Raw genomic sequence first — 16,939 nt, 5'->3', positions numbered from 1 at the left:
GAACCTTCAGGTCAGTTTCCATGCATCCCGCCGCCGAACATTCCCCGCTGGGCAAATCCAGCGAATACATTGCCACCTACACGCCTTCGTTGCTATTCCCCATCCCGCGCACGGCCAAGTGGGCCGAACTGGGTGTGACCGCCCAGACCCTGCCTTGGTACGGCGTGGATTACTGGAACTGCTTCGAGCTGTCCTGGCTGTTGCCGTCCGGCAAACCTGTGGTGGCGATAGGGGAGTTCGCCATCCCTGCCGATTCGCCGAACATCATCGAGTCGAAGTCGTTCAAGCTCTACCTGAACTCACTGAACCAGACGGTGTTCGCCACCATCTGCGAGTTGCAGGCATGCCTTGAGAAAGACCTGTCGGCTGCCGCTGGCAAGCCTGTGAGCGTGCAGGTGCGCACGTTGGCAGAAGTGGAGGCGCAAGGTGTGGTTGCGCTGCCGGGCCAGTGCATTGATGCATTGGATGTGACCATCAGCAACTACGAGCAGCCGCAGCCAGAGTTGCTGCGCTGCAACCCCGAGCGGGTGGTGGAGGAAACCCTGCACAGTCACCTGCTCAAGTCGAACTGCCCGGTGACCGGCCAGCCGGACTGGGGCAGTGTTGTGGTTGAGTACAAGGGTAGGGCGTTGGACCATGCCAGCCTGCTGACCTACCTGATCAGCTTCCGCCAGCATGCGGACTTTCATGAGCAGTGCGTGGAGCGGATCTACCTGGATTTGAAGAGCCTGCTGCAGCCGGAGCATCTGACCGTGTACGCGCGTTATGTGCGCCGGGGTGGGCTGGATATCAATCCGTACCGTAGTACTGGGGCGATCAGCCCTGAAAACGTGCGGCTGGTGCGTCAGTAAGGTTCGAGTGATTGGGGCCGCTTCGCGCCCCTTTCGCGACACAAGTCCGCTTCTGTAGGAGCGGCCTTGTGTAGCGAAAGGGGCGCGAAGCGGCCCCAGCTATTACTAAATACCCATACTGTGCAGCGAGTTGGCAATGCTGCGCAGAGTGGCGGTGAGGTCGGGATGGTCGGCCTCGAAACGCTCTATGGCCAGGTTCACACCATCGACCAGGTTGTTGTCTGGCGTAGCTTCCTCAAGCTTCAGTTGCGCCTCGATCTGTCTGGCTTCCTCATGCAGCGCGGCCAGCTCCTCATCCGTAAGCGGTATGTTTCGATCCAGTTGCTCGCGCAAGCTGTTCAGGCGCTCTTGCAATTCGCGGGCAGGCATTGGCTGTTCTCCATCAATGGCTTGGCAAGGCATGGACCTCAGCGAAGCGGCAAAGGTTCGCACCTGTCTTCTAGCGTAATCCACTCGCCGTTGCTTTGCATGATCCGTATCAACGCTGCTGTGTCAGGGTTTTTCGCCTTTGCGCCGGCGCAGGGCGATGTCGGTCAGGCAGGTGTCCAGCGCTTCGAGGTGGTCGATCACCGAGTGCACGCCCAGGCGAAACAGGTCCAGCGTGGCCTTGCCCCGTGCCAGCTCCTGCTCCTGCGGGGTCATGGCTTGCCATTGCTGTGAGCCGAGGTCGCAGGACGGGCTGCAGGCGGCCAGGCCGATGGTCCATAGCCCGGCGTTGAGGCCTGATTGCAACAGCCGCGGCTCGCCGCTGACCAGCACGCAGCCGTCCAGGCGTTGGCTGTCCAGCGCCATCAGTGCCTGCCAGCAGGCGTTGGGCGCGGGCAATCGCACGCCATTGGCGGTGTGCCCCGGCAACCACTCCGGCAGCACGCTGGCCAGGCGTTTGCCCTGGGGGCTGCTAAGGTCATCGAGCCAGATACATGGCACCTGTCGGCGGCGCAGGCCGGCCAGGGTTTCGAGGGCGCCGGGGGCGGGCAAGGGGCTGCCGTTGGCAGCCTGGACCAGGCAACCGCGCAGGCCGAACAGCACAGCGGTGAAGGCAGGTGCATCATGCATGGCAGCGTCCCTAAATACACCGCAGGCTATTGGGCGATTGTTACGTCTCTGTGACTTGTAATAGCTGCTCACAAATATTTAGGAAAAATGTGTAAAGGTGTTTATCAGCTCGCAAGCCTCTATACTGCCGCCTTACCTGCGGCGCATGCGTTGCGCCAGCGGCCGAGAAATTCGATGGAGAAACATCTATGCGTAGGATCGGTGCCGGTGTGATCGAGCGAGTCACCCAGGCCTGTGTCTGTGCCAGCTTGCTGCTGGCACCTGTGGCGGCTACCCAGGCTGCCACCGAGGATGATCCCTGGGAGGCGGTCAACCGGCCGATCTTCCGCTTCAACGATGTCCTCGACACCTATGCCCTCAAGCCTTTGGCCCAGGGCTATCAGGCTGTCACGCCCCAGTTCCTCGAAGACGGTATTCACAATATCTTCCGTAACCTGGGCGATGTCACCAACCTGGCCAACAATGTGCTGCAGCTCAAGCCGCATGCGGCGGGTGTTGATACGGCGCGGCTGATCGTCAATACCACCTTCGGCCTGGGCGGCTTCTTCGATGTGGGCACCAAGATGGGCCTGCAGCGCAGCGACGAAGACTTCGGCCAGACGCTCGGTTACTGGGGCTTGCCCAGCGGCCCGTACGTAGTCATTCCGCTGCTGGGCCCGAGCACCGTGCGCGACGGCCTGGCGAAGTACCCGGACGGCTACACCAAGCCGTACCGCTACATCGACCATGTGCCGACCCGCAACTCTATCTTCGCCCTGGATGTGGTCGATACCCGTGCCAGCCTGTTGTCGGCAGAAAAGCTGATTCAGGGTGACAAGTACATCTTCATTCGCAACGCCTACCTGCAGAACCGCGAGTTCAAGGTCAAGGATGGCGAGGTCGAAGACGACTTCTGATTCATGCGTGCACGAAAAAGGCGACCTTCGGGTCGCCTTTTTCGTAACAGATCAATGCATGGCCAGGATGCGCAGGCCAAATTTCTGCTGCCCGCCGGGTTGGTCGGCGATCCAGACTACTTCGGTGCTGGCATGCAGGCCTTTGAGGGCAGGGTGGTCGGAGTCGATCCGTACCTCCAAGGTGTCGCCTACCTGAAAGCGCTGCGGCGCCTGCACCTGCATGCCGCTACTGGACAGGTCCAGGCATACCGCTGCGATCACCTGGCCGGCATGCAGCAGGCTGACGTCGGTGTCGATGCGCATGCGAATGAAGTCGCGTTTCTCACTGTGGTTGGAGGGCGTGTTTGGCATGCTGCATCCTTCTCATCGGGTTGCACAGGTCGCATTCTTATAACTCTCGGTGATTTAGCCTGTAAAGAGCACCAGACTCGACCCATGCATGCTTGAAACGCCTGGCGGATGGGAGTACCGTCTGCGCCTTACACAGTACCTCTGCCGGTTGCCTGGGCCGTGTTCTTGGCCTACAACTCAAGTAGAGTGTTACCACAGAGTATTCCAGCAGTTGGATGTCAGCCTTGCAGACGCCCCTGCACCAACCCAAATCGGCGCCGTTCGCCCACATGCAGAAAATCAGTGCAACGCTGCTGATCATCGATGATGACGACGTGGTCCGTGCGAGCCTCGCCGCCTATCTGGAAGACAGTGGCTTCAGCGTCCTCCAGGCCGGTAATGGCCAGCAGGGGCTCCAGGTCTTTGAAGAACACCAGCCCGACCTCGTGATCTGCGATCTGCGTATGCCGCAGATGGGCGGCCTGGAATTGATCCGCCAGGTCAGTGAGCGCGCGCCGCAGTTGCCGGTGATCGTGGTATCGGGTGCCGGCGTGATGAGCGATGCAGTCGAGGCCTTGCGCCTGGGCGCCGCCGACTACCTGATCAAGCCGCTGGAAGACCTTGCCGTGCTCGAACATTCGGTGCGCCGTGCGCTTGACCGTTCGCGCCTGGTGGTGGAAAACCAGCGTTACCGCGACAAGCTCGAGGCAGCCAACCGGGAACTGGAGGCCAGCCTGCACCTGTTGCAGGAGGACCAGACTGCCGGTCGCCAGGTGCAGATGAACATGCTGCCAGAGAGCCCCTGGGTTGCCGGGGAGTTTGCCTTCGAGCACCAGATCATCCCGTCGCTGTACCTGTCGGGCGACTTCGCCGACTATTTCCGCGTGGATGAGCGGCGCATTGCCTTCTACCTTGCCGACGTCTCCGGGCATGGCGCGTCGTCGGCTTTCGTCACCGTGCTGCTGAAGTTCATGACCACCCGGCTGATGTTCGAATTCAAGCGCAGCAGCAAGCTGCGCGAATTCAAGCCTTCGGAAGTGCTCAGCCACATCAACCGTGGCCTGATCAACTGCAAGCTGGGCAAACACGTGACCATGGTCGGTGGTGTGATCGATGAAGAAACCGGCCTGCTGACCTATGCCGTGGGCGGCCACTTGCCACTGCCGGTGCTGTATACCCCAGGCCAGGCCCGCTACCTGGAAGGCCGCGGCCTTCCGGTGGGCCTGTTCGATGAGGCAACCTACCAGGACCTGGTGATGGAACTGCCACCGCAGTTCAGCCTGACCCTGATGTCAGACGGTATCCTGGATCTTTTGCCAGGGGACACGCTCAAAGATAAAGAGGCCGCCTTGCCGGACATCGTCAAGGCAGCGGGTGGTAGCCTGGATGGGCTGCGCCAACGATTTGGATTGGCTACGCTTGGGGAGATGCCGGATGATATCGCCCTATTGGTGTTAAGCAGGAACCTTCAATGAGTACCGGTAGAATCCAGTTCGCCGAGCAAAGTGGTACCTTCGTGCTGAAATTCGTCGGTGAAGTGCGCCTGACCTTGTGTTCGGCGCTGGATGCGACGATCGAGAAAATCTTCACTGCGCTGAATTTCTCGGCCATCGTCATCGACCTCACCGAAACCGAGAGCATCGATAGCACCACCCTGGGCCTGCTGGCCAAGCTGTCGATCCTGTCGCGGCAAAAGGTCGGCCTGCTGCCGACCGTGGTCACCACCAACCCGGATATTTCGCGCCTGCTGCAATCGATGGGCTTCGATCAGGTGTTCAACATCGTCGATCGCCCGGTGCCGTGCCCGGAATGCCTGACCGACCTGCCATCCCAGGACCAGAACGAAGAGGTGGTGCGCTCCAAGGTGCTGGAGGCGCACAAGATCCTCATGGGCCTGAATGACTCCAACCGTGAAGCGTTCCATGACCTGGTGAACGCGCTGGAGCGGTCCTGATCTACCGCCTCCCTGGGCCTCTTGGCGGTTAAACCCGCGAAGCGGCCCGCAACGGCAACCCTATCGATTAATCCGGCCGCGCAAACTCCGTAGCTTCACCCCCCCGGGCATCCAACTGAAGCACTCGTGCCGGCCGCCCCTGCTCATCGAAAAACACTTGCCCCAGCCCCGCCCCATTCCACAGACGTTCCCCGGCCTTGCTGTGGCTGGGCGTACGCGGCACCACTTCCATCTCCCGCCGCCGGGTAAACCAGTTCAGCGGCGAGCGCGGTGAGTAAAGCCAACGGTTGAGCCGGTCCAGCACGTCCAGCAAGCGGCGGGGAAACTCGTTCTTGATCCCGCTGCTGGTTATCTGCCACAGGTGCGGGCTGCGCTGGCGATGGCGGATCAGCACCTCGTACACGAACGAATAATGCACGTCCCCTGACAGGATCACGTAATGCCCCGGCGTGCGCGAGTGGCGGAAGATATTCAGGATCACCCGGGCGGCACCGCGGTGTGCCATCCAGTTCTCGGCATCCACCAGCAGCGGGTGGCCCAGCCAGCTGAACACTTTCTGCACCGTCTCGATCAGCTTTACCCCGAAGATCGGCGCCGGTGACACGATGATCGCCGAAGGGTGGTCCAGCAACGCTTGCTGCAGTTCGCACAACGCCTCCCAGTCGAGCAGGCCGGAAGGCTTGGCCAGGTCGCTTTCGCTGCGCCAGCGGCGTGTGCGGGTGTCCAGCACCAGCAGGGGCGGGTTGCTGGGCAGGCTGAACTGCCAGCCCTGAAAGCGCAGCAGTTCACCGATCAGATGGTCCTGTTGCTCGCTGTCCAGTTGTGGGCTGGCCAGCGCCTGGCACTGCCCGACCATAGCCTTGCAGCCTTGCGGGTCGTTGCCCCAGGCCTGGCACAGCAGGTAGCCAAGCAGGGCATTGCCGATGATTCGTCGCGAGAATGGATGGCCGTAGGCTGTTTCTTCCCACTGCGCCGAGAGGTTCCAGTCATCGGTGATGTCGTGGTCGTCGAAGATCATCAGGCAAGGCAAATGCGCCATTACCCGCGCCACCTGGCCCAAGTCGTCGGCGAACGCCTGAATCAGCGGCAGTTCCTTGCGGTAGCGCGCCTGGTGCGGGTCGGCAAGGCCCGCAGGCATGTCGAGTGCGACCAGTTGCCAAGGTGTTGGTGACCAGACCAGCAGGTACATGGCCATGATCTCGGCGAAGGTCACCAGATGGTTGTCGGCATTGCTTGAGGAGAAGATCGGTTTGCGCTTGCCGCCGAAGAATCGCTCACGCAGGGTTTCATTACGTTCCTGGGCAGGCAGCAAGTCGGCGCGGTGGTAATAGCTGGCCGGGTGGTCATAGAGCGACCTGCTGTCGGCCACGACCGCGCCGTCCAAGTGTTCATCGAACAGGCCAAGGCGCTCGATCAGCGAATGAATCGCCCGCAACATCGGCCCTGCGACATCATCGGCATAGACTTGGTCGCCGGTCATCAACAGCACGGCCGGGCGCTCTTCGGGGCGCGTACAGGCCTGCAGCAGCCGGTCGGCGCAAAGTAGGCCATCGGCAGCGGGGTGGTGCGGCTTGCGGCAAGAGCCGTGCAGCAACTGGTCCAGGCGGTCGCGCAGCACCAGGCTCGGGCGCCGGCGGCCTGGGTAGAGCAGGTGCGGCGCCCAGCCAGCGATACCTTGGCCATTGATCAGCAGGTCGTATTCGAGTTCGACGTTGCTGGGCAGCGGCTGGGCAAAGTGGATGTCCAGCAGGTGGATGAAGGCGTGCTGGCCGATCGGTACGACCTGGCAATCCACCTTGGCCGCGCCGTCCAAGGTGAACTCGGGCTGCAAGGGTTGGCTGCCGACCAGCCAGATGGCCAGGCGCTGAGGCTCCAGGCGGCGCAGTACAGGGCCGGCGAGAACAAGGGGCAAAGGGGAGGAAGTCATGGACAGCTCTGGTGGCTAATCGGCCCATTCGCGTCGAACCGTCGCGAACAGGCCCTTGAATTCAAGACGCTTTTTGAACGGCTAAAGCAAAGCGGGCGGAAAATGCTGAACATTCACCGCCCGCCTGGCAAACCGGATATGTATCAGGCTTTGTCAGCCATCAGCTTTTCCAGCTTCTCCTGGTCACGGGCGAACTGGCGAATGCCCTCGGCCAGCTTCTCGGTACCCATGGCGTCTTCGTTCATGGCCCAGCGGAACTGGCTTTCGCTGAGCACCTGCTTGGCCTCGCCGGCATTGCCCGGCTTGAGCACCTGCGGCAGCTCGCCCTGGTCATCGCTCAGCTGCTGCAGCAGCTCCGGGCTGATGGTCAGGCGATCGCAGCCTGCCAGTTGTTCGATCTGGCCGATATTACGGAAGCTGGCGCCCATGACCACGGTGTTGTAGCCGTTGGCCTTGTAGTAGTTGTAGATGCGCGTGACCGACTGTACGCCCGGGTCTTCGGCACCCACGTACTCCTGACCGGTGCTTTTCTTGTACCAGTCGTAGATACGGCCCACGAACGGCGAAATCAGGAATACACCGGCATCGGCGCAGGCCTGGGCCTGGGCGAAGGAGAACAGCAGGGTCAGGTTGGTCTGGATGCCTTCCTTCTCCAACTGCTCGGCGGCGCGGATGCCTTCCCAGGTGGAGGCCAGCTTGATCAGCACGCGGTCTTTGGAAATGCCGGCGGCCTGGTAAAGCTCGATCAGTTGGCGTGCCTTGCTTAGCAGTGCCGGTTCGTCGAACGACAAACGCGCATCCACTTCGGTGGAGATGCGCCCAGGGATCACTTTCAGAATGCCTGCGCCCACCGCCACGGCGAACTTGTCGCACGCCAGGTCGACATTGCCCTTGGCATCGCTTTTTACCTGCTTTAGCAGGTCGGCATAACCTGGGATGGCGGCAGCTTTTAGCAGCAACGAGGGGTTGGTGGTGGCATCGACCGGCTTGAGGCGGGTGATGGCGTCCAGGTCCCCGGTGTCGGCGACCACGGTGGTGAACTGCTTGAGTTGTTCCAGCTTGGAAGTCATGGCGTGCTCTGTCCTGTGCGATGTTTCGACATTACCCGAGCCCCGACGGCCGCTCAAGGGGCCAGTGGGGCGGTGGCGAATTGTCTGGGGTGATGATTCGAGTCACCAGCCAGCACGAGGTTCCCCACCGCCCTTGAAAGCTTCCCCCACCCTCTGTGGGAGCGGGTTCACCCGCGAAGCAGACGCCACAAGAGCAGTGCGGCCCCTGTGGCAGCCGGCTTGCCGGCGATAGGGCCCGCCAGACCACCTTACCGCCCCTGCAACAACTCCGCCGCTTGGTCAAACACCACCAGCGGCTCCGGCGCCTTGTGAATATCCGCCGACAGCAACTGCCGGAACCGCCGCGCCCCTTTGAAGCCCTGGCCCAACCCTAGAATATGCCGGGTGACGTGATGCATCGCACCGCCACTTTCCATATGCGCCACGATATAGGGCCGCAACTGCGCCATCGCCTCGCTACGGCTGACCACCGGCGCATCACTGCCAAACAGCAGCTGATCCACCTCAGCCAGCACATACGAGTTGTGGTACGCCTCGCGCCCCATCATCACCCCATCGAACGTCTCCAAGTGCATCTGGCACTCGGCCACGGTCTTGATGCCACCGTTGAGCACAATCTCAAGGTCCGGGAAGTCCGCTTTCAACTGCGCGGCCACGTCGTAACGCAGCGGCGGAATCTCACGGTTCTCCTTCGGCGACAACCCCTCCAGAATCGCGATGCGCGCATGCACGGTGAAACTGCGGCACCCGGCGTCACGTACCTGCCCGACGAAGTCGCACAGCTCGGCATAGCTGTCACGGCCATTGATACCAATGCGGTGCTTGACCGTCACCGGCGTCGACACCGCATCACGCATGGCCTTGACGCAATCGGCCACCAGCGCCGGGTGGGCCATCAGGCAAGCGCCGATCATGTTGTTCTGCACCCGGTCGCTCGGGCAGCCGACGTTGAGGTTGACCTCGTCATAGCCCGCTTGTTCGGCCAGGCGCGCACAGGCTGCCAGGTCGGCCGGCACACTACCGCCCAGCTGCAGGGCAAGCGGATGCTCGGACACATCGTGGCGCAGGAAACGGTGCGCGTCGTTGTGCAGCAGGGCGCCAGTGGTGACCATTTCGGTGTAGAGCAGGGTGTGCCTGGAGAGCAGGCGCAGGAAGAACCGGCAGTGGCGGTCGGTCCAGTCCATCATGGGGGCAACGCTGAAGCGGCGGGATGGCTCAGGGCGCGTGGTTTGTGGGGTTGCGATATCTAGGGGCATTCAGGTCTACGCATTTTGGTACCAATCATTTCAGGCTTTTGGTGTGACGTGGGAGCCGATGTACCGCTTGCTCACGTGTGTAACGCTGAAAAAATGGCGAGTCATACAAGCAAAGAACAAGGCCGATGGTGCGGTGGGCTTCACCGTCACAATCAGCCTCAGAAAAAGGATGGCCTAGTTTACCAAGAGTGCTGGATGTTCGCCCGCCCAAAGGACGTTTGGGGCAAGGTGCAGGGACGAAGGGGCCGGCGGGTAGAAACTGCTGTGGTTTTACTTACCCGCTGCAGCGATAAAGCCTCATCTCTGGGCTCGCGGGCTGGATGAGCCGACTTCGACCGAGTACACGCTCAACGAACTGTGTTGCCAGCGACGACGAGTTGGCGTGCGGCCAGCTTGTTTCATTCATTTGCTTAGGTTGCGGGGTCGCGTGTTCATGTGCGGAATATTGAAATCCTGTTCTTGATCCATTTTATGAATTCTTCAGCCCCTAACGATAGAATGCCGTCTTTTTTTACAAGTAGCCTGGCGCTGATATTGTTGAAAAGTTCATGTTTTAGCTTCAGCGTGGCCAGATCACCCAAGCGAGTATCATTCAGTGCTGAGAACTCCCCCATAAAAGTGACGGCATCACTGTTGATGACAAAGCGACGCAGCGCAATCAGGGAGTTGGTAACCAGGGCAGGGGCTATCACCAGGTTTTCCAAATGAGCGATATGTTGGAGGGCTTGTCCAATTCCGAACTGCAGCGGCATTATCGCCAACGGGTACTGCATCAAGTCGACCAGTTCAATGGGCTCCCTCAGGTTGGTCAGAGGATGATCTGACCTTATAAGCAAGCGCAGCGGCTGCTGAGCCGAGGCAATGTATTTTATGTCTGCATGAGCAGGAGGGTTGTAGGCTATCCCCAGGTGCGCTTTACCACTCGCTACCTCCTCTAGCACCGCGCTGACCGGAAGCACGTCGAGCGTCATTCTGATACCAGGGTATGCGCTGCAGAAGTCACCGAGCACCTCGTCAATCAGCACGTCAACGAACCCCTCGCTCAGTACAACCCGCACATCGCCTTCCTGAAGACCTTTCAGTGCGCCCAAGCGCTCCTCAAGCTGCTGCTGTTGAGCCTGGCATCCTCTCCAGAAGTCCAGCAGCAAGTGAGCGGCTTCGGTTGGCTTGACCCCCCGCGCTTGACGCTCGAAGAGAATCGAGCCTATCTCATCCTCGAGTAGTTTGACTTGCCTGGTGATGACGGAGGGGGAGGTGTTCAGGCTCTCTGCGGCGCCGCGTACGGAGCCTTGGGTGAGCACCTCGTAGAAATACCTGACGCGCCGCTGATTCAGCTCTCTCATGGTGCTGGGATGCTCCCGAATGGTGCTGTTGCCCAAAAGGCAACGATACAGTAAAAAAGTTGCTCTTGCTGCTCTGGCTGGTTGCTTCAGAATCGAAAAAAACAACAGACCGTGGTGTCGGCGCGATGAAAAAAACAAACGTTCGAACACATGATGTTTCCGCTATCTATAAAAAGATTGATCTAAGAGTTCTACCTTTCTTGCTCTTGTGCTATCTGGTTGCGTACCTCGATCGTGTCAATGTCGGTTTTGCGAAGTTGCACATGCAAAGTGACCTTGGCCTCTCGGACGCAGCCTATGGTCTAGGGGCAGGGATTTTTTTCATCGGTTATGCAATTTTTGAGACCCCCAGTAATTTGCTGCTGACTAAGATTGGTGCCCGCAAAACACTCAGTCGGGTGATGGTGCTCTGGGGGGGCACCTCTTCCTGCATGCTCTTCGTGAATAGCGAGACGTCATTCTATGTATTGAGATTCTTGCTCGGTGTATTCGAAGCAGGCTTTGCACCTGGGATGATTTACTACTTGACCCTTTGGTACGGGCGTGAACGCTTGGCGCGGGTTATGGCGGTAGTGATGTTGGCGGGTCCTATCGGCAGCATCATCGGCTCGCCGCTCAGTACGTGGATCATGGCCGAATTCGAGAGCGTGGGAGGCTTGAGGGGCTGGCAGTGGATGTTCCTGCTCGAAGGCCTCCCTGCGGTTGTGCTGGGCGTGGTTGCGCTTAAGGTGCTTAGTGATACACCAGCCGCTGCTCCTTGGCTGACGGACGCGGAGAAGACGCTGCACTCGACGCTCGTCCAAACTGAAGCGAGTGATCATTCATCGCTCAGAACGGCCCTCAAAGATCCTCGGATCTATCTGATGGCAGCGGGCTATTTCTGCCTGATCAGCGGAATTTACGCGATGAGCTTCTGGCTCCCATCGATCATCCGTGACAGTGGGGTAGATGACCTGATGACGATTGGGTTTTTGGCGGCGATCCCCTACGTCGGGGCGATCATCCTCATGCAGATTCTGAGTCGTAGTTCCGACCGCAGGAATGAGCGCAGATGGCACACCGCGATTCCGGCAATCCTCGCTGCTGCGTGCTTGGCTGGCTCGACGGTTTTCAAAGATAACCTGGCCGCCGCCCTTACCTGCCTGTCATTCGGCACCGCACTTATGTGGGCTGCCTACACGGTGTTCTGGGCTATCCCCCCTCAGTACCTGAAGGGCACCGCTGCGGCAGGTGGTATTGCGGTTATCAATACGATCGGCCTGATGGGGGGATTCGTCAGCCCTACCTTGATTGGCTACCTCAAATCGCTCACAGGTACTACGGAGGCGGGGATCTTCGCAATGGTCCTCCTGGTTGCTGTCGGGGCCTTGCTACTGGCTGCGAACCGGCCTCCGAGCACAACACGACCCGCCAATTCCAATGCGGCTGCGGCTCAAGAATAGGAGATTGAAACTAGCATGGCTCTACGTATATTGGTCGCTGGCTTCCAGCACGAAACAAATACATTTGCGCCTACAAAGGCTGCTTACGAGAACTTTGTTCGAGGGGAGGGGTTCCCTCAGATGGCTCGCGACGTCGAGCTGTTTGAACTGAAAAATGTAAACATCCCGGCGGGTGGCTTTTTGCTGGAAGCTGAGCGCTTGGGCTTCGAAATCATTCCCGTCGTCTGGGCAGGCGCCAGCCCGTCAGCCCACGTTACTGAAGATGCTTACGAGCGCATCGCAGGTGAAATTGTTCAAGCGGCGGCAGCGGCCAAACCCGATGGCATTTACCTGGATTTGCACGGTGCAATGGTTGCCGAAAATACAGATGACGGTGAGGGAACATTACTCGAACGGTTGCGCGCCGTCGTGGGGGACAGCACACCGATCGTCGCGTCCCTGGATCTTCATGCGAATGTCACAGAGCGCATGCTCAGCAATGCTGATGCTTTAACGGCGTATCGCACATACCCCCACATTGACATGGCTGAAACAGGGGCTCGTGCAGCACGGCTGCTGAAGAAACGTTTTGAGGTAGGAGCCCTTCATCGCGTGAGTCGACGCCTGCCATTTCTGATTCCGATCAATGGCATGTGTACCATGGTCGAGCCCGCGTTGAGTTTCTATGAGGAATTGGCCAGTCATGAGAGTGATGCGACGCACCTGTCATTCGCTCCAGGTTTCCCCGCTGCAGATTTCGGCGAGTGTGGCCCGGTCATTTGGGGGTACGGTACTGATGAAGGTGCGTTGCTAAAAGCAGTCGAGGCGCTATGCCAAAAGATTGTTCAGGAGGAATCTCTCTGGGAGGTCTCATTCCTCTCTCCGGATGAGGCGGTGCAGTTAGCCATGTCGATTGCCAAGACTGCTAGCAAGCCAGTCGTGATTGCCGACACTCAGGACAACCCTGGCGCCGGGGGCGATTCGAACACTACCGGAATGATCAAAGCGCTACTACGCAATGGCGCAAAGCGTGCGGCTGTTGGGCTTATGTTCGATCCTGCTGCCGTGCAGGCCGCAATGGCAGCCGGCATTGGTGGTCACATTGAGATCTCGCTTGGCGGTCAATCGGGCGTGCCTGGCGATTCACCGCTCGAAGCTGAGTTCGAAGTGGTGCATTTGTCTGATGGCCGCTGCCGCTTTGATGGGCCGATGATGAATGGGATGTTGGCTGACGTTGGCCCGGTCGCCTGTCTGAAGGTAGAGGATGTGCTCATTGCGGTTAGCTCGAGCAAAAGCCAGATGCTCGATCGGAATTTGTTTCGGGTCGCTGGCATACAGCCAGAAGACATGGCCATTGTCATCAACAAGAGCTCTGTTCATTTTCGAGCGGATTTTAGCCCCATCGCAGCGAGAATCCTCGTCGCCAAGGCGCCTGGACCGATGAACGCGGACCCCGCGGATTTGCCCTGGAAGCACCTTCATGAAGGGCTCAGGCTCAAGCCCAATGGGGTTCCTTTTAAACGTATCGCCTAAAATCAGGCAAGGGCAGCGCCTCGTTTGGGCCATGTTTCAAAGCTGCCTGTTCAGGTCAATAAACCCGCGTACTTAGGTGTGGCGGGTTTTTGTTGGCCCTACAAAAGGCATCAGATTTTTACCTTTGGCTTGTAGTTCTTTTCTGAATCACCCTTTCCTCGCCCTTAAGCCATTGCGATGGGAAACCCAGCCCCCTAGTCTCGCCGGGCCGCTGCAAAAAACAGCGGCCGTGCCTGCAGTCTCGAAAAACTCGCTAATATGTCGCCCCCCAGCAAGGAAAGCCGCGACCCCAAGGAGTATTCGATGTCGCTTTTACACCAGGCCAGCCTGCCATTTGGCCTGCGCAGTGGCAGCAACTTCACGCCTGCCCATTCACTGAAACCGTTGCTGGACGGCATCTCTGAGCTTCAGGTGCCTGGCCCGGAAGCGGTCTGGGCCATTGGCGAGGTCGACCTCGGCCAATCGGTGCGCCTGTTGCGTTTCTACCTGGACAACGAAGACTACTGGTTGCAGGTGCTGATGAACGGCGCCGTACCGGGCGATATCGTGCTGTTCGGCTACCACAGCGCAGTACCCGTCCATGACCAGGCGCACCTGCAACGCCTGACCGGCAGCGTGCCCAAGGCCGGAATGCCGATCTTCGAGCACGAAGGCAGTTTGTACTCCCGGCAATGGGGCCGCGAAGCGGGGCTCGCCGAATGGGTTGCGCTATGCGAAGCGGTTACCAGCCCCGAGGCACGCTACCGCATCCAGCACCGGTCCATGCTGTATGCCCGTGACACCGGTTTGCCAGGCCGGCGCGAATTTCTGCTGCTCTCGGTCGAAGAAGATGAGCACGGAGCGCTTACCTACACCACCTCGCTGGGTATCACCCTGTTCCCCACGGACTTTCACGTAACCTGACAAGGATCTCCCATGCTCGACGCTTTGCGCCTGTCCCTCAACGCCTCGGCGGTGACGGGCTTCATCCTCTATATCAGTGTGGCCCTGCTGATGTTCTGGCTGTTCCAGTTCATCTATACCCGCCTCACGCCGCACCGCGAGTTCGCCCTGATCCGCGAAAACAACCCGGCGGCCGCTATTGCGCTGGGTGGTTCGCTGATCGGGTTTTCGCTGCCGGCCAGCAACATCATCGCCTACAGCGTCAGCATTCTCGATTTTGTCGCCTGGGTGGTGATCGCAGCTGTGGTGCAGTTGATTGCCTTCGGCCTCACCAGCCTAGTGCTGCGTGGCCTGTCACGGCGCATCGCCCAGGGCGAGATGGCAGCTGCCATCTACGCCGCCAGCGTGGCGATCAGCGTGGGCTTTCTGAACTCGGCCTGCATGACGCCTTCGGCCTGAGCGGGAGGATGCCAATGAAATCGCCGATGAAACGTAGCTCCTTCAAGCTGGTACTGGCCGGTTCGTTACCACTGGCGCTGACGGCCTGTGGTCCGCAGGAACAACTGTATACGGTCAGCCAAAAGGTCAATTACGACACCGTCGCTGCCTGTGTAGATGACAGAGTGCCGAACGCTATCTGCACCGATGCCTACCAGCAGGCGCAGAGCGACTATCAACGCCAGGCGCCAACGTTCGCGTTCCAGAGCGAGTGTGAGGCGCAGTTCGGTGCAGGCAATTGCCAGGCCACCGTCGGTGGGCGATACATGCCGCTCATGAATGGGTTCGAGTTGGAAAGTGCCGCTGAGGTGACCCAGTCACAACTTGACGCTGGCTACGCTCAGGGCGGGGGCTATGGGCATGTGGCCAGCGCAGCGGTGGCCGGTATCCTGCTCGGGCAGGTGGTCAGCAACAGCGACCGTCGTTTTCGCGCACAGCCTTTGTATGCCAACCGCAGTGGAACGCGCCTTGGGCCGCACAATGGGGCCTTGGGTGGAATCCAGCGAGCCAGGGAGGATGAACAAAACAGCAGTGGAGGTTCGTCCGGCGGTGGCGGCGGTGGCGGCAGATGGAGCCGCAAGGAATCTCATCCAGCCTCGTCGGCATCGATCACCCGTGGTGGTTTTGGCAGCCAGGCCACAGCCCGTAGCGGCTGGGGTGGCAAGTCCGGCAGCTTTTTCGGGGGGTGAGCATGCGCAAGGTCGAGCTGGCAGAGCGCCCCGACTGGCGCGCGACTGCCGAGCGTGAGGGGTTCGCCTTCCACACCATCGATGGCGAGCGTTACTGGGACGAGCGCGGTTACTACCAATTCAGCGAAGCCCAGGTGGTGCGCGACCTGCAAGCACCGACCGAAGCGCTGCACGCCATGTGCCTGGAGGCGGTCGGGCGCATTGTCGACAGCGAAGCGCTGATGGCCCGCCTGGCCATCCCGCCGGCCTTCTTCGACCTGGTGCGCAGGTCTTGGAAGCAGGCACAGCCCCACCTGTACGGGCGCTTCGACTTCAGTTACGACGGCAATGGCCCGGCGAAACTCATCGAAGCCAATTACGATACGCCAACCTCACTTTACGAGGCGGCCGCTTTCCAGCTGATCTGGCTGGAGGAGCAGATAGCGCGTGGGCTGCTGCCTGCACACGCCAGCCAGTTCAATACCCTGGCTGAAGACCTGGTGCAGGCGTTTGCCGCTATGCCGGGGCAGGGCGCGTTCTATTTTTCGACCATCTCAGGCTCGCTGGAAGACCGTGGCACCACGGATTTCCTGCGCAGGATGGCCGAGCATGCGGGTGTTCGCACACGGCATATCGACCTGGAAGACATCGGCCTGCACGACAACGGCCGGTTCGTCGACCTGCAGGGCCAGCCCATCCAGCGCCTGTTCAAGTTGCATGCCTGGGAGCATATCTTTCATGAGGACTTCGGCCAGGCGATCACCGGCTGCGACACGCAGTTCGTCGAGCCGCCGTGGAAGGCACTGATCTCCAACAAAGGCATCCTGCCGTTGTTGTGGGAGTGGTTCGAGGGGCATCCGAACCTGCTGCCGGCCTTCGTCGACGACAACCCGCAGGCCCCGGTGCCCAAAGGCTGGGTGCGCAAGCCGTACTTCTCCCGTGAGGGCGCCAACGTGGATATCCGCACCGAGGATGGCCGGCGGGTTTTTGAAGACGGGCCTTATGACGATGCGCCCTATATTCTGCAGGCTTTTGCACCTTTGCCGAAGTTCGCTGACAGTTACACGCTGATTGGTTCGTGGGTGATTGGCGACAAGGCCTCGGGGCTTGGCATTCGTGAAGATGATTCGCTGATCACCAAGGACAGCTCGCGCTTCTTGCCGCATGTGGTATTGGGCTGACCGGCCCTCTGGTCGGTTTCAGGATGCGCCTGGTCGTTCGCGTGCATCCCTTCGGCGCCACAAGTGCCATGCT

At 60.0% G+C, this 16,939-nt stretch carries 17 protein-coding genes; 10 read left to right on the top strand and 7 right to left on the bottom strand.

Going from position 1 to position 16,939, the window contains the following annotated elements:
- The first annotated feature begins 20 nt into the window (after positions 1 to 20).
- Positions 21 to 851, top strand: coding sequence for an NADPH-dependent 7-cyano-7-deazaguanine reductase QueF (gene queF / locus ACMGGN_RS13635; protein WP_119688581.1), 831 nt, complete (start codon positions 21 to 23; stop codon positions 849 to 851).
- A gap of 105 nt (positions 852 to 956) precedes the next feature.
- Here the strand turns inward: queF and ACMGGN_RS13630 are convergent, their stop codons facing one another.
- Together ACMGGN_RS13630 and ACMGGN_RS13625 are read right to left on the bottom strand one after the other, a co-directional pair.
- Positions 957 to 1,220 (bottom strand): DUF4404 family protein, encoded by a 264-nt coding sequence (locus ACMGGN_RS13630; protein ID WP_012313583.1) that lies wholly within the window; start codon positions 1,218 to 1,220, stop codon positions 957 to 959.
- A gap of 123 nt (positions 1,221 to 1,343) precedes the next feature.
- Entirely contained in the window at positions 1,344 to 1,907 is a 564-nt protein-coding gene (locus ACMGGN_RS13625) for a hypothetical protein (RefSeq protein WP_046786445.1), read from the bottom strand.
- A 188-nt stretch (positions 1,908 to 2,095) separates the two neighbouring features.
- Between ACMGGN_RS13625 and ACMGGN_RS13620 the strand changes: the two genes are divergently transcribed.
- On the top strand, positions 2,096 to 2,803 hold the full coding sequence (locus ACMGGN_RS13620; protein ID WP_012313585.1) for a VacJ family lipoprotein: 708 nt from the start codon (positions 2,096 to 2,098) through the stop codon (positions 2,801 to 2,803).
- A 51-nt stretch (positions 2,804 to 2,854) separates the two neighbouring features.
- Here the strand turns inward: ACMGGN_RS13620 and ACMGGN_RS13615 are convergent, their stop codons facing one another.
- Positions 2,855 to 3,154 carry a PilZ domain-containing protein gene (locus ACMGGN_RS13615; protein WP_346640215.1) on the bottom strand — a complete coding sequence of 100 codons (300 nt, stop codon included), beginning with the start codon at positions 3,152 to 3,154 and terminating at the stop codon, positions 2,855 to 2,857.
- 269 nt (positions 3,155 to 3,423) lie between these two features.
- On the opposite strand from ACMGGN_RS13615, the gene rssB reads away from it, so the two are divergent.
- Together rssB and rssC are read left to right on the top strand one after the other, a co-directional pair.
- On the top strand, positions 3,424 to 4,608 hold the full coding sequence (rssB, locus tag ACMGGN_RS13610; RefSeq protein ID WP_039602919.1) for a two-component system response regulator RssB: 1,185 nt from the start codon (positions 3,424 to 3,426) through the stop codon (positions 4,606 to 4,608).
- Positions 4,605 to 5,087, top strand: coding sequence for an anti-sigma factor antagonist RssC (gene rssC / locus ACMGGN_RS13605; protein WP_039602918.1), 483 nt, complete (start codon positions 4,605 to 4,607; stop codon positions 5,085 to 5,087). Before rssB ends, rssC begins: the two co-directional genes overlap by 4 nt.
- A 67-nt stretch (positions 5,088 to 5,154) precedes the next feature.
- Here rssC and ACMGGN_RS13600 read toward each other — a convergent pair whose 3' ends face one another.
- The 4 genes from ACMGGN_RS13600 to ACMGGN_RS13585 all read right to left on the bottom strand — a co-directional run bounded on the left by ACMGGN_RS13600 (position 5,155) and on the right by ACMGGN_RS13585 (position 10,683).
- On the bottom strand, positions 5,155 to 7,014 hold the full coding sequence (locus ACMGGN_RS13600) for an alkaline phosphatase D family protein (protein ID WP_414156039.1): 1,860 nt from the start codon (positions 7,012 to 7,014) through the stop codon (positions 5,155 to 5,157).
- Positions 7,015 to 7,157: 143 nt separating this feature from the next.
- A complete protein-coding gene (tal, locus tag ACMGGN_RS13595; RefSeq protein WP_046787893.1) occupies positions 7,158 to 8,084 on the bottom strand; it encodes a transaldolase in 927 nt (308 codons plus the stop codon).
- 248 nt (positions 8,085 to 8,332) lie between these two features.
- A complete protein-coding gene (gene dusA / locus ACMGGN_RS13590) occupies positions 8,333 to 9,340 on the bottom strand; it encodes a tRNA dihydrouridine(20/20a) synthase DusA (RefSeq protein WP_414156038.1) in 1,008 nt (335 codons plus the stop codon).
- A 431-nt stretch (positions 9,341 to 9,771) separates the two neighbouring features.
- Positions 9,772 to 10,683 carry a LysR family transcriptional regulator gene (locus ACMGGN_RS13585; protein ID WP_414156037.1) on the bottom strand — a complete coding sequence of 304 codons (912 nt, stop codon included), beginning with the start codon at positions 10,681 to 10,683 and terminating at the stop codon, positions 9,772 to 9,774.
- Positions 10,684 to 10,748: 65 nt separating this feature from the next.
- Between ACMGGN_RS13585 and ACMGGN_RS13580 the strand changes: the two genes are divergently transcribed.
- The 6 genes from ACMGGN_RS13580 (at position 10,749) to ACMGGN_RS13555 (ending at position 16,866) form a co-directional block, all read left to right on the top strand.
- The gene (locus ACMGGN_RS13580) at positions 10,749 to 12,125 is read left to right on the top strand and encodes an MFS transporter (RefSeq protein ID WP_414156036.1); all 1,377 of its coding nucleotides are present in this window, start codon (positions 10,749 to 10,751) and stop codon (positions 12,123 to 12,125) included.
- A gap of 15 nt (positions 12,126 to 12,140) precedes the next feature.
- Positions 12,141 to 13,637 carry a M81 family metallopeptidase gene (locus tag ACMGGN_RS13575; RefSeq protein WP_323614930.1) on the top strand — a complete coding sequence of 499 codons (1,497 nt, stop codon included), beginning with the start codon at positions 12,141 to 12,143 and terminating at the stop codon, positions 13,635 to 13,637.
- 303 nt (positions 13,638 to 13,940) lie between these two features.
- Positions 13,941 to 14,540 carry a DUF2491 family protein gene (locus ACMGGN_RS13570; RefSeq protein WP_119688583.1) on the top strand — a complete coding sequence of 200 codons (600 nt, stop codon included), beginning with the start codon at positions 13,941 to 13,943 and terminating at the stop codon, positions 14,538 to 14,540.
- A gap of 12 nt (positions 14,541 to 14,552) precedes the next feature.
- Positions 14,553 to 14,978: a DUF350 domain-containing protein gene (locus ACMGGN_RS13565; RefSeq protein WP_115275394.1), complete on the top strand. Its 426-nt coding sequence runs from the start codon at positions 14,553 to 14,555 to the stop codon at positions 14,976 to 14,978.
- A 26-nt stretch (positions 14,979 to 15,004) separates the two neighbouring features.
- The gene (locus tag ACMGGN_RS13560) at positions 15,005 to 15,706 is read left to right on the top strand and encodes a DUF1190 domain-containing protein (RefSeq protein ID WP_177011126.1); all 702 of its coding nucleotides are present in this window, start codon (positions 15,005 to 15,007) and stop codon (positions 15,704 to 15,706) included.
- Positions 15,707 to 15,708: 2 nt separating this feature from the next.
- The gene (locus tag ACMGGN_RS13555) at positions 15,709 to 16,866 is read left to right on the top strand and encodes a glutathionylspermidine synthase family protein (RefSeq protein WP_125923185.1); all 1,158 of its coding nucleotides are present in this window, start codon (positions 15,709 to 15,711) and stop codon (positions 16,864 to 16,866) included.
- Positions 16,867 to 16,939 lie beyond the last annotated feature (73 nt).

Source organism: Pseudomonas sp. BNK-30 (assembly GCF_047456185.1).
In the GTDB taxonomy this organism is placed as follows: Bacteria; Pseudomonadota; Gammaproteobacteria; order Pseudomonadales; family Pseudomonadaceae; genus Aquipseudomonas; species Aquipseudomonas putida_E.
This window is presented reverse-complemented; position numbering and strand designations above follow the sequence as displayed.

Coding starts and splice junctions, on each gene's coding strand:
- ACMGGN_RS13600 (WP_414156039.1), bottom strand. CDS start 7,014: ATGACTTCCTCCCCTTTGCCCCTTGTTCTCGCCGGCCCTGTACTGCGC.
- ACMGGN_RS13625 (WP_046786445.1), bottom strand. CDS start 1,907: ATGCATGATGCACCTGCCTTCACCGCTGTGCTGTTCGGCCTGCGCGGT.
- rssC (WP_039602918.1), top strand. CDS start 4,605: ATGAGTACCGGTAGAATCCAGTTCGCCGAGCAAAGTGGTACCTTCGTG.
- ACMGGN_RS13575 (WP_323614930.1), top strand. CDS start 12,141: ATGGCTCTACGTATATTGGTCGCTGGCTTCCAGCACGAAACAAATACA.
- ACMGGN_RS13570 (WP_119688583.1), top strand. CDS start 13,941: ATGTCGCTTTTACACCAGGCCAGCCTGCCATTTGGCCTGCGCAGTGGC.
- queF (WP_119688581.1), top strand. CDS start 21: ATGCATCCCGCCGCCGAACATTCCCCGCTGGGCAAATCCAGCGAATAC.
- ACMGGN_RS13615 (WP_346640215.1), bottom strand. CDS start 3,154: ATGCCAAACACGCCCTCCAACCACAGTGAGAAACGCGACTTCATTCGC.
- ACMGGN_RS13555 (WP_125923185.1), top strand. CDS start 15,709: ATGCGCAAGGTCGAGCTGGCAGAGCGCCCCGACTGGCGCGCGACTGCC.
- ACMGGN_RS13565 (WP_115275394.1), top strand. CDS start 14,553: ATGCTCGACGCTTTGCGCCTGTCCCTCAACGCCTCGGCGGTGACGGGC.
- dusA (WP_414156038.1), bottom strand. CDS start 9,340: ATGCCCCTAGATATCGCAACCCCACAAACCACGCGCCCTGAGCCATCC.
- ACMGGN_RS13560 (WP_177011126.1), top strand. CDS start 15,005: ATGAAACGTAGCTCCTTCAAGCTGGTACTGGCCGGTTCGTTACCACTG.
- tal (WP_046787893.1), bottom strand. CDS start 8,084: ATGACTTCCAAGCTGGAACAACTCAAGCAGTTCACCACCGTGGTCGCC.
- rssB (WP_039602919.1), top strand. CDS start 3,424: ATGCAGAAAATCAGTGCAACGCTGCTGATCATCGATGATGACGACGTG.
- ACMGGN_RS13620 (WP_012313585.1), top strand. CDS start 2,096: ATGCGTAGGATCGGTGCCGGTGTGATCGAGCGAGTCACCCAGGCCTGT.
- ACMGGN_RS13630 (WP_012313583.1), bottom strand. CDS start 1,220: ATGCCTGCCCGCGAATTGCAAGAGCGCCTGAACAGCTTGCGCGAGCAA.
- ACMGGN_RS13585 (WP_414156037.1), bottom strand. CDS start 10,683: ATGAGAGAGCTGAATCAGCGGCGCGTCAGGTATTTCTACGAGGTGCTC.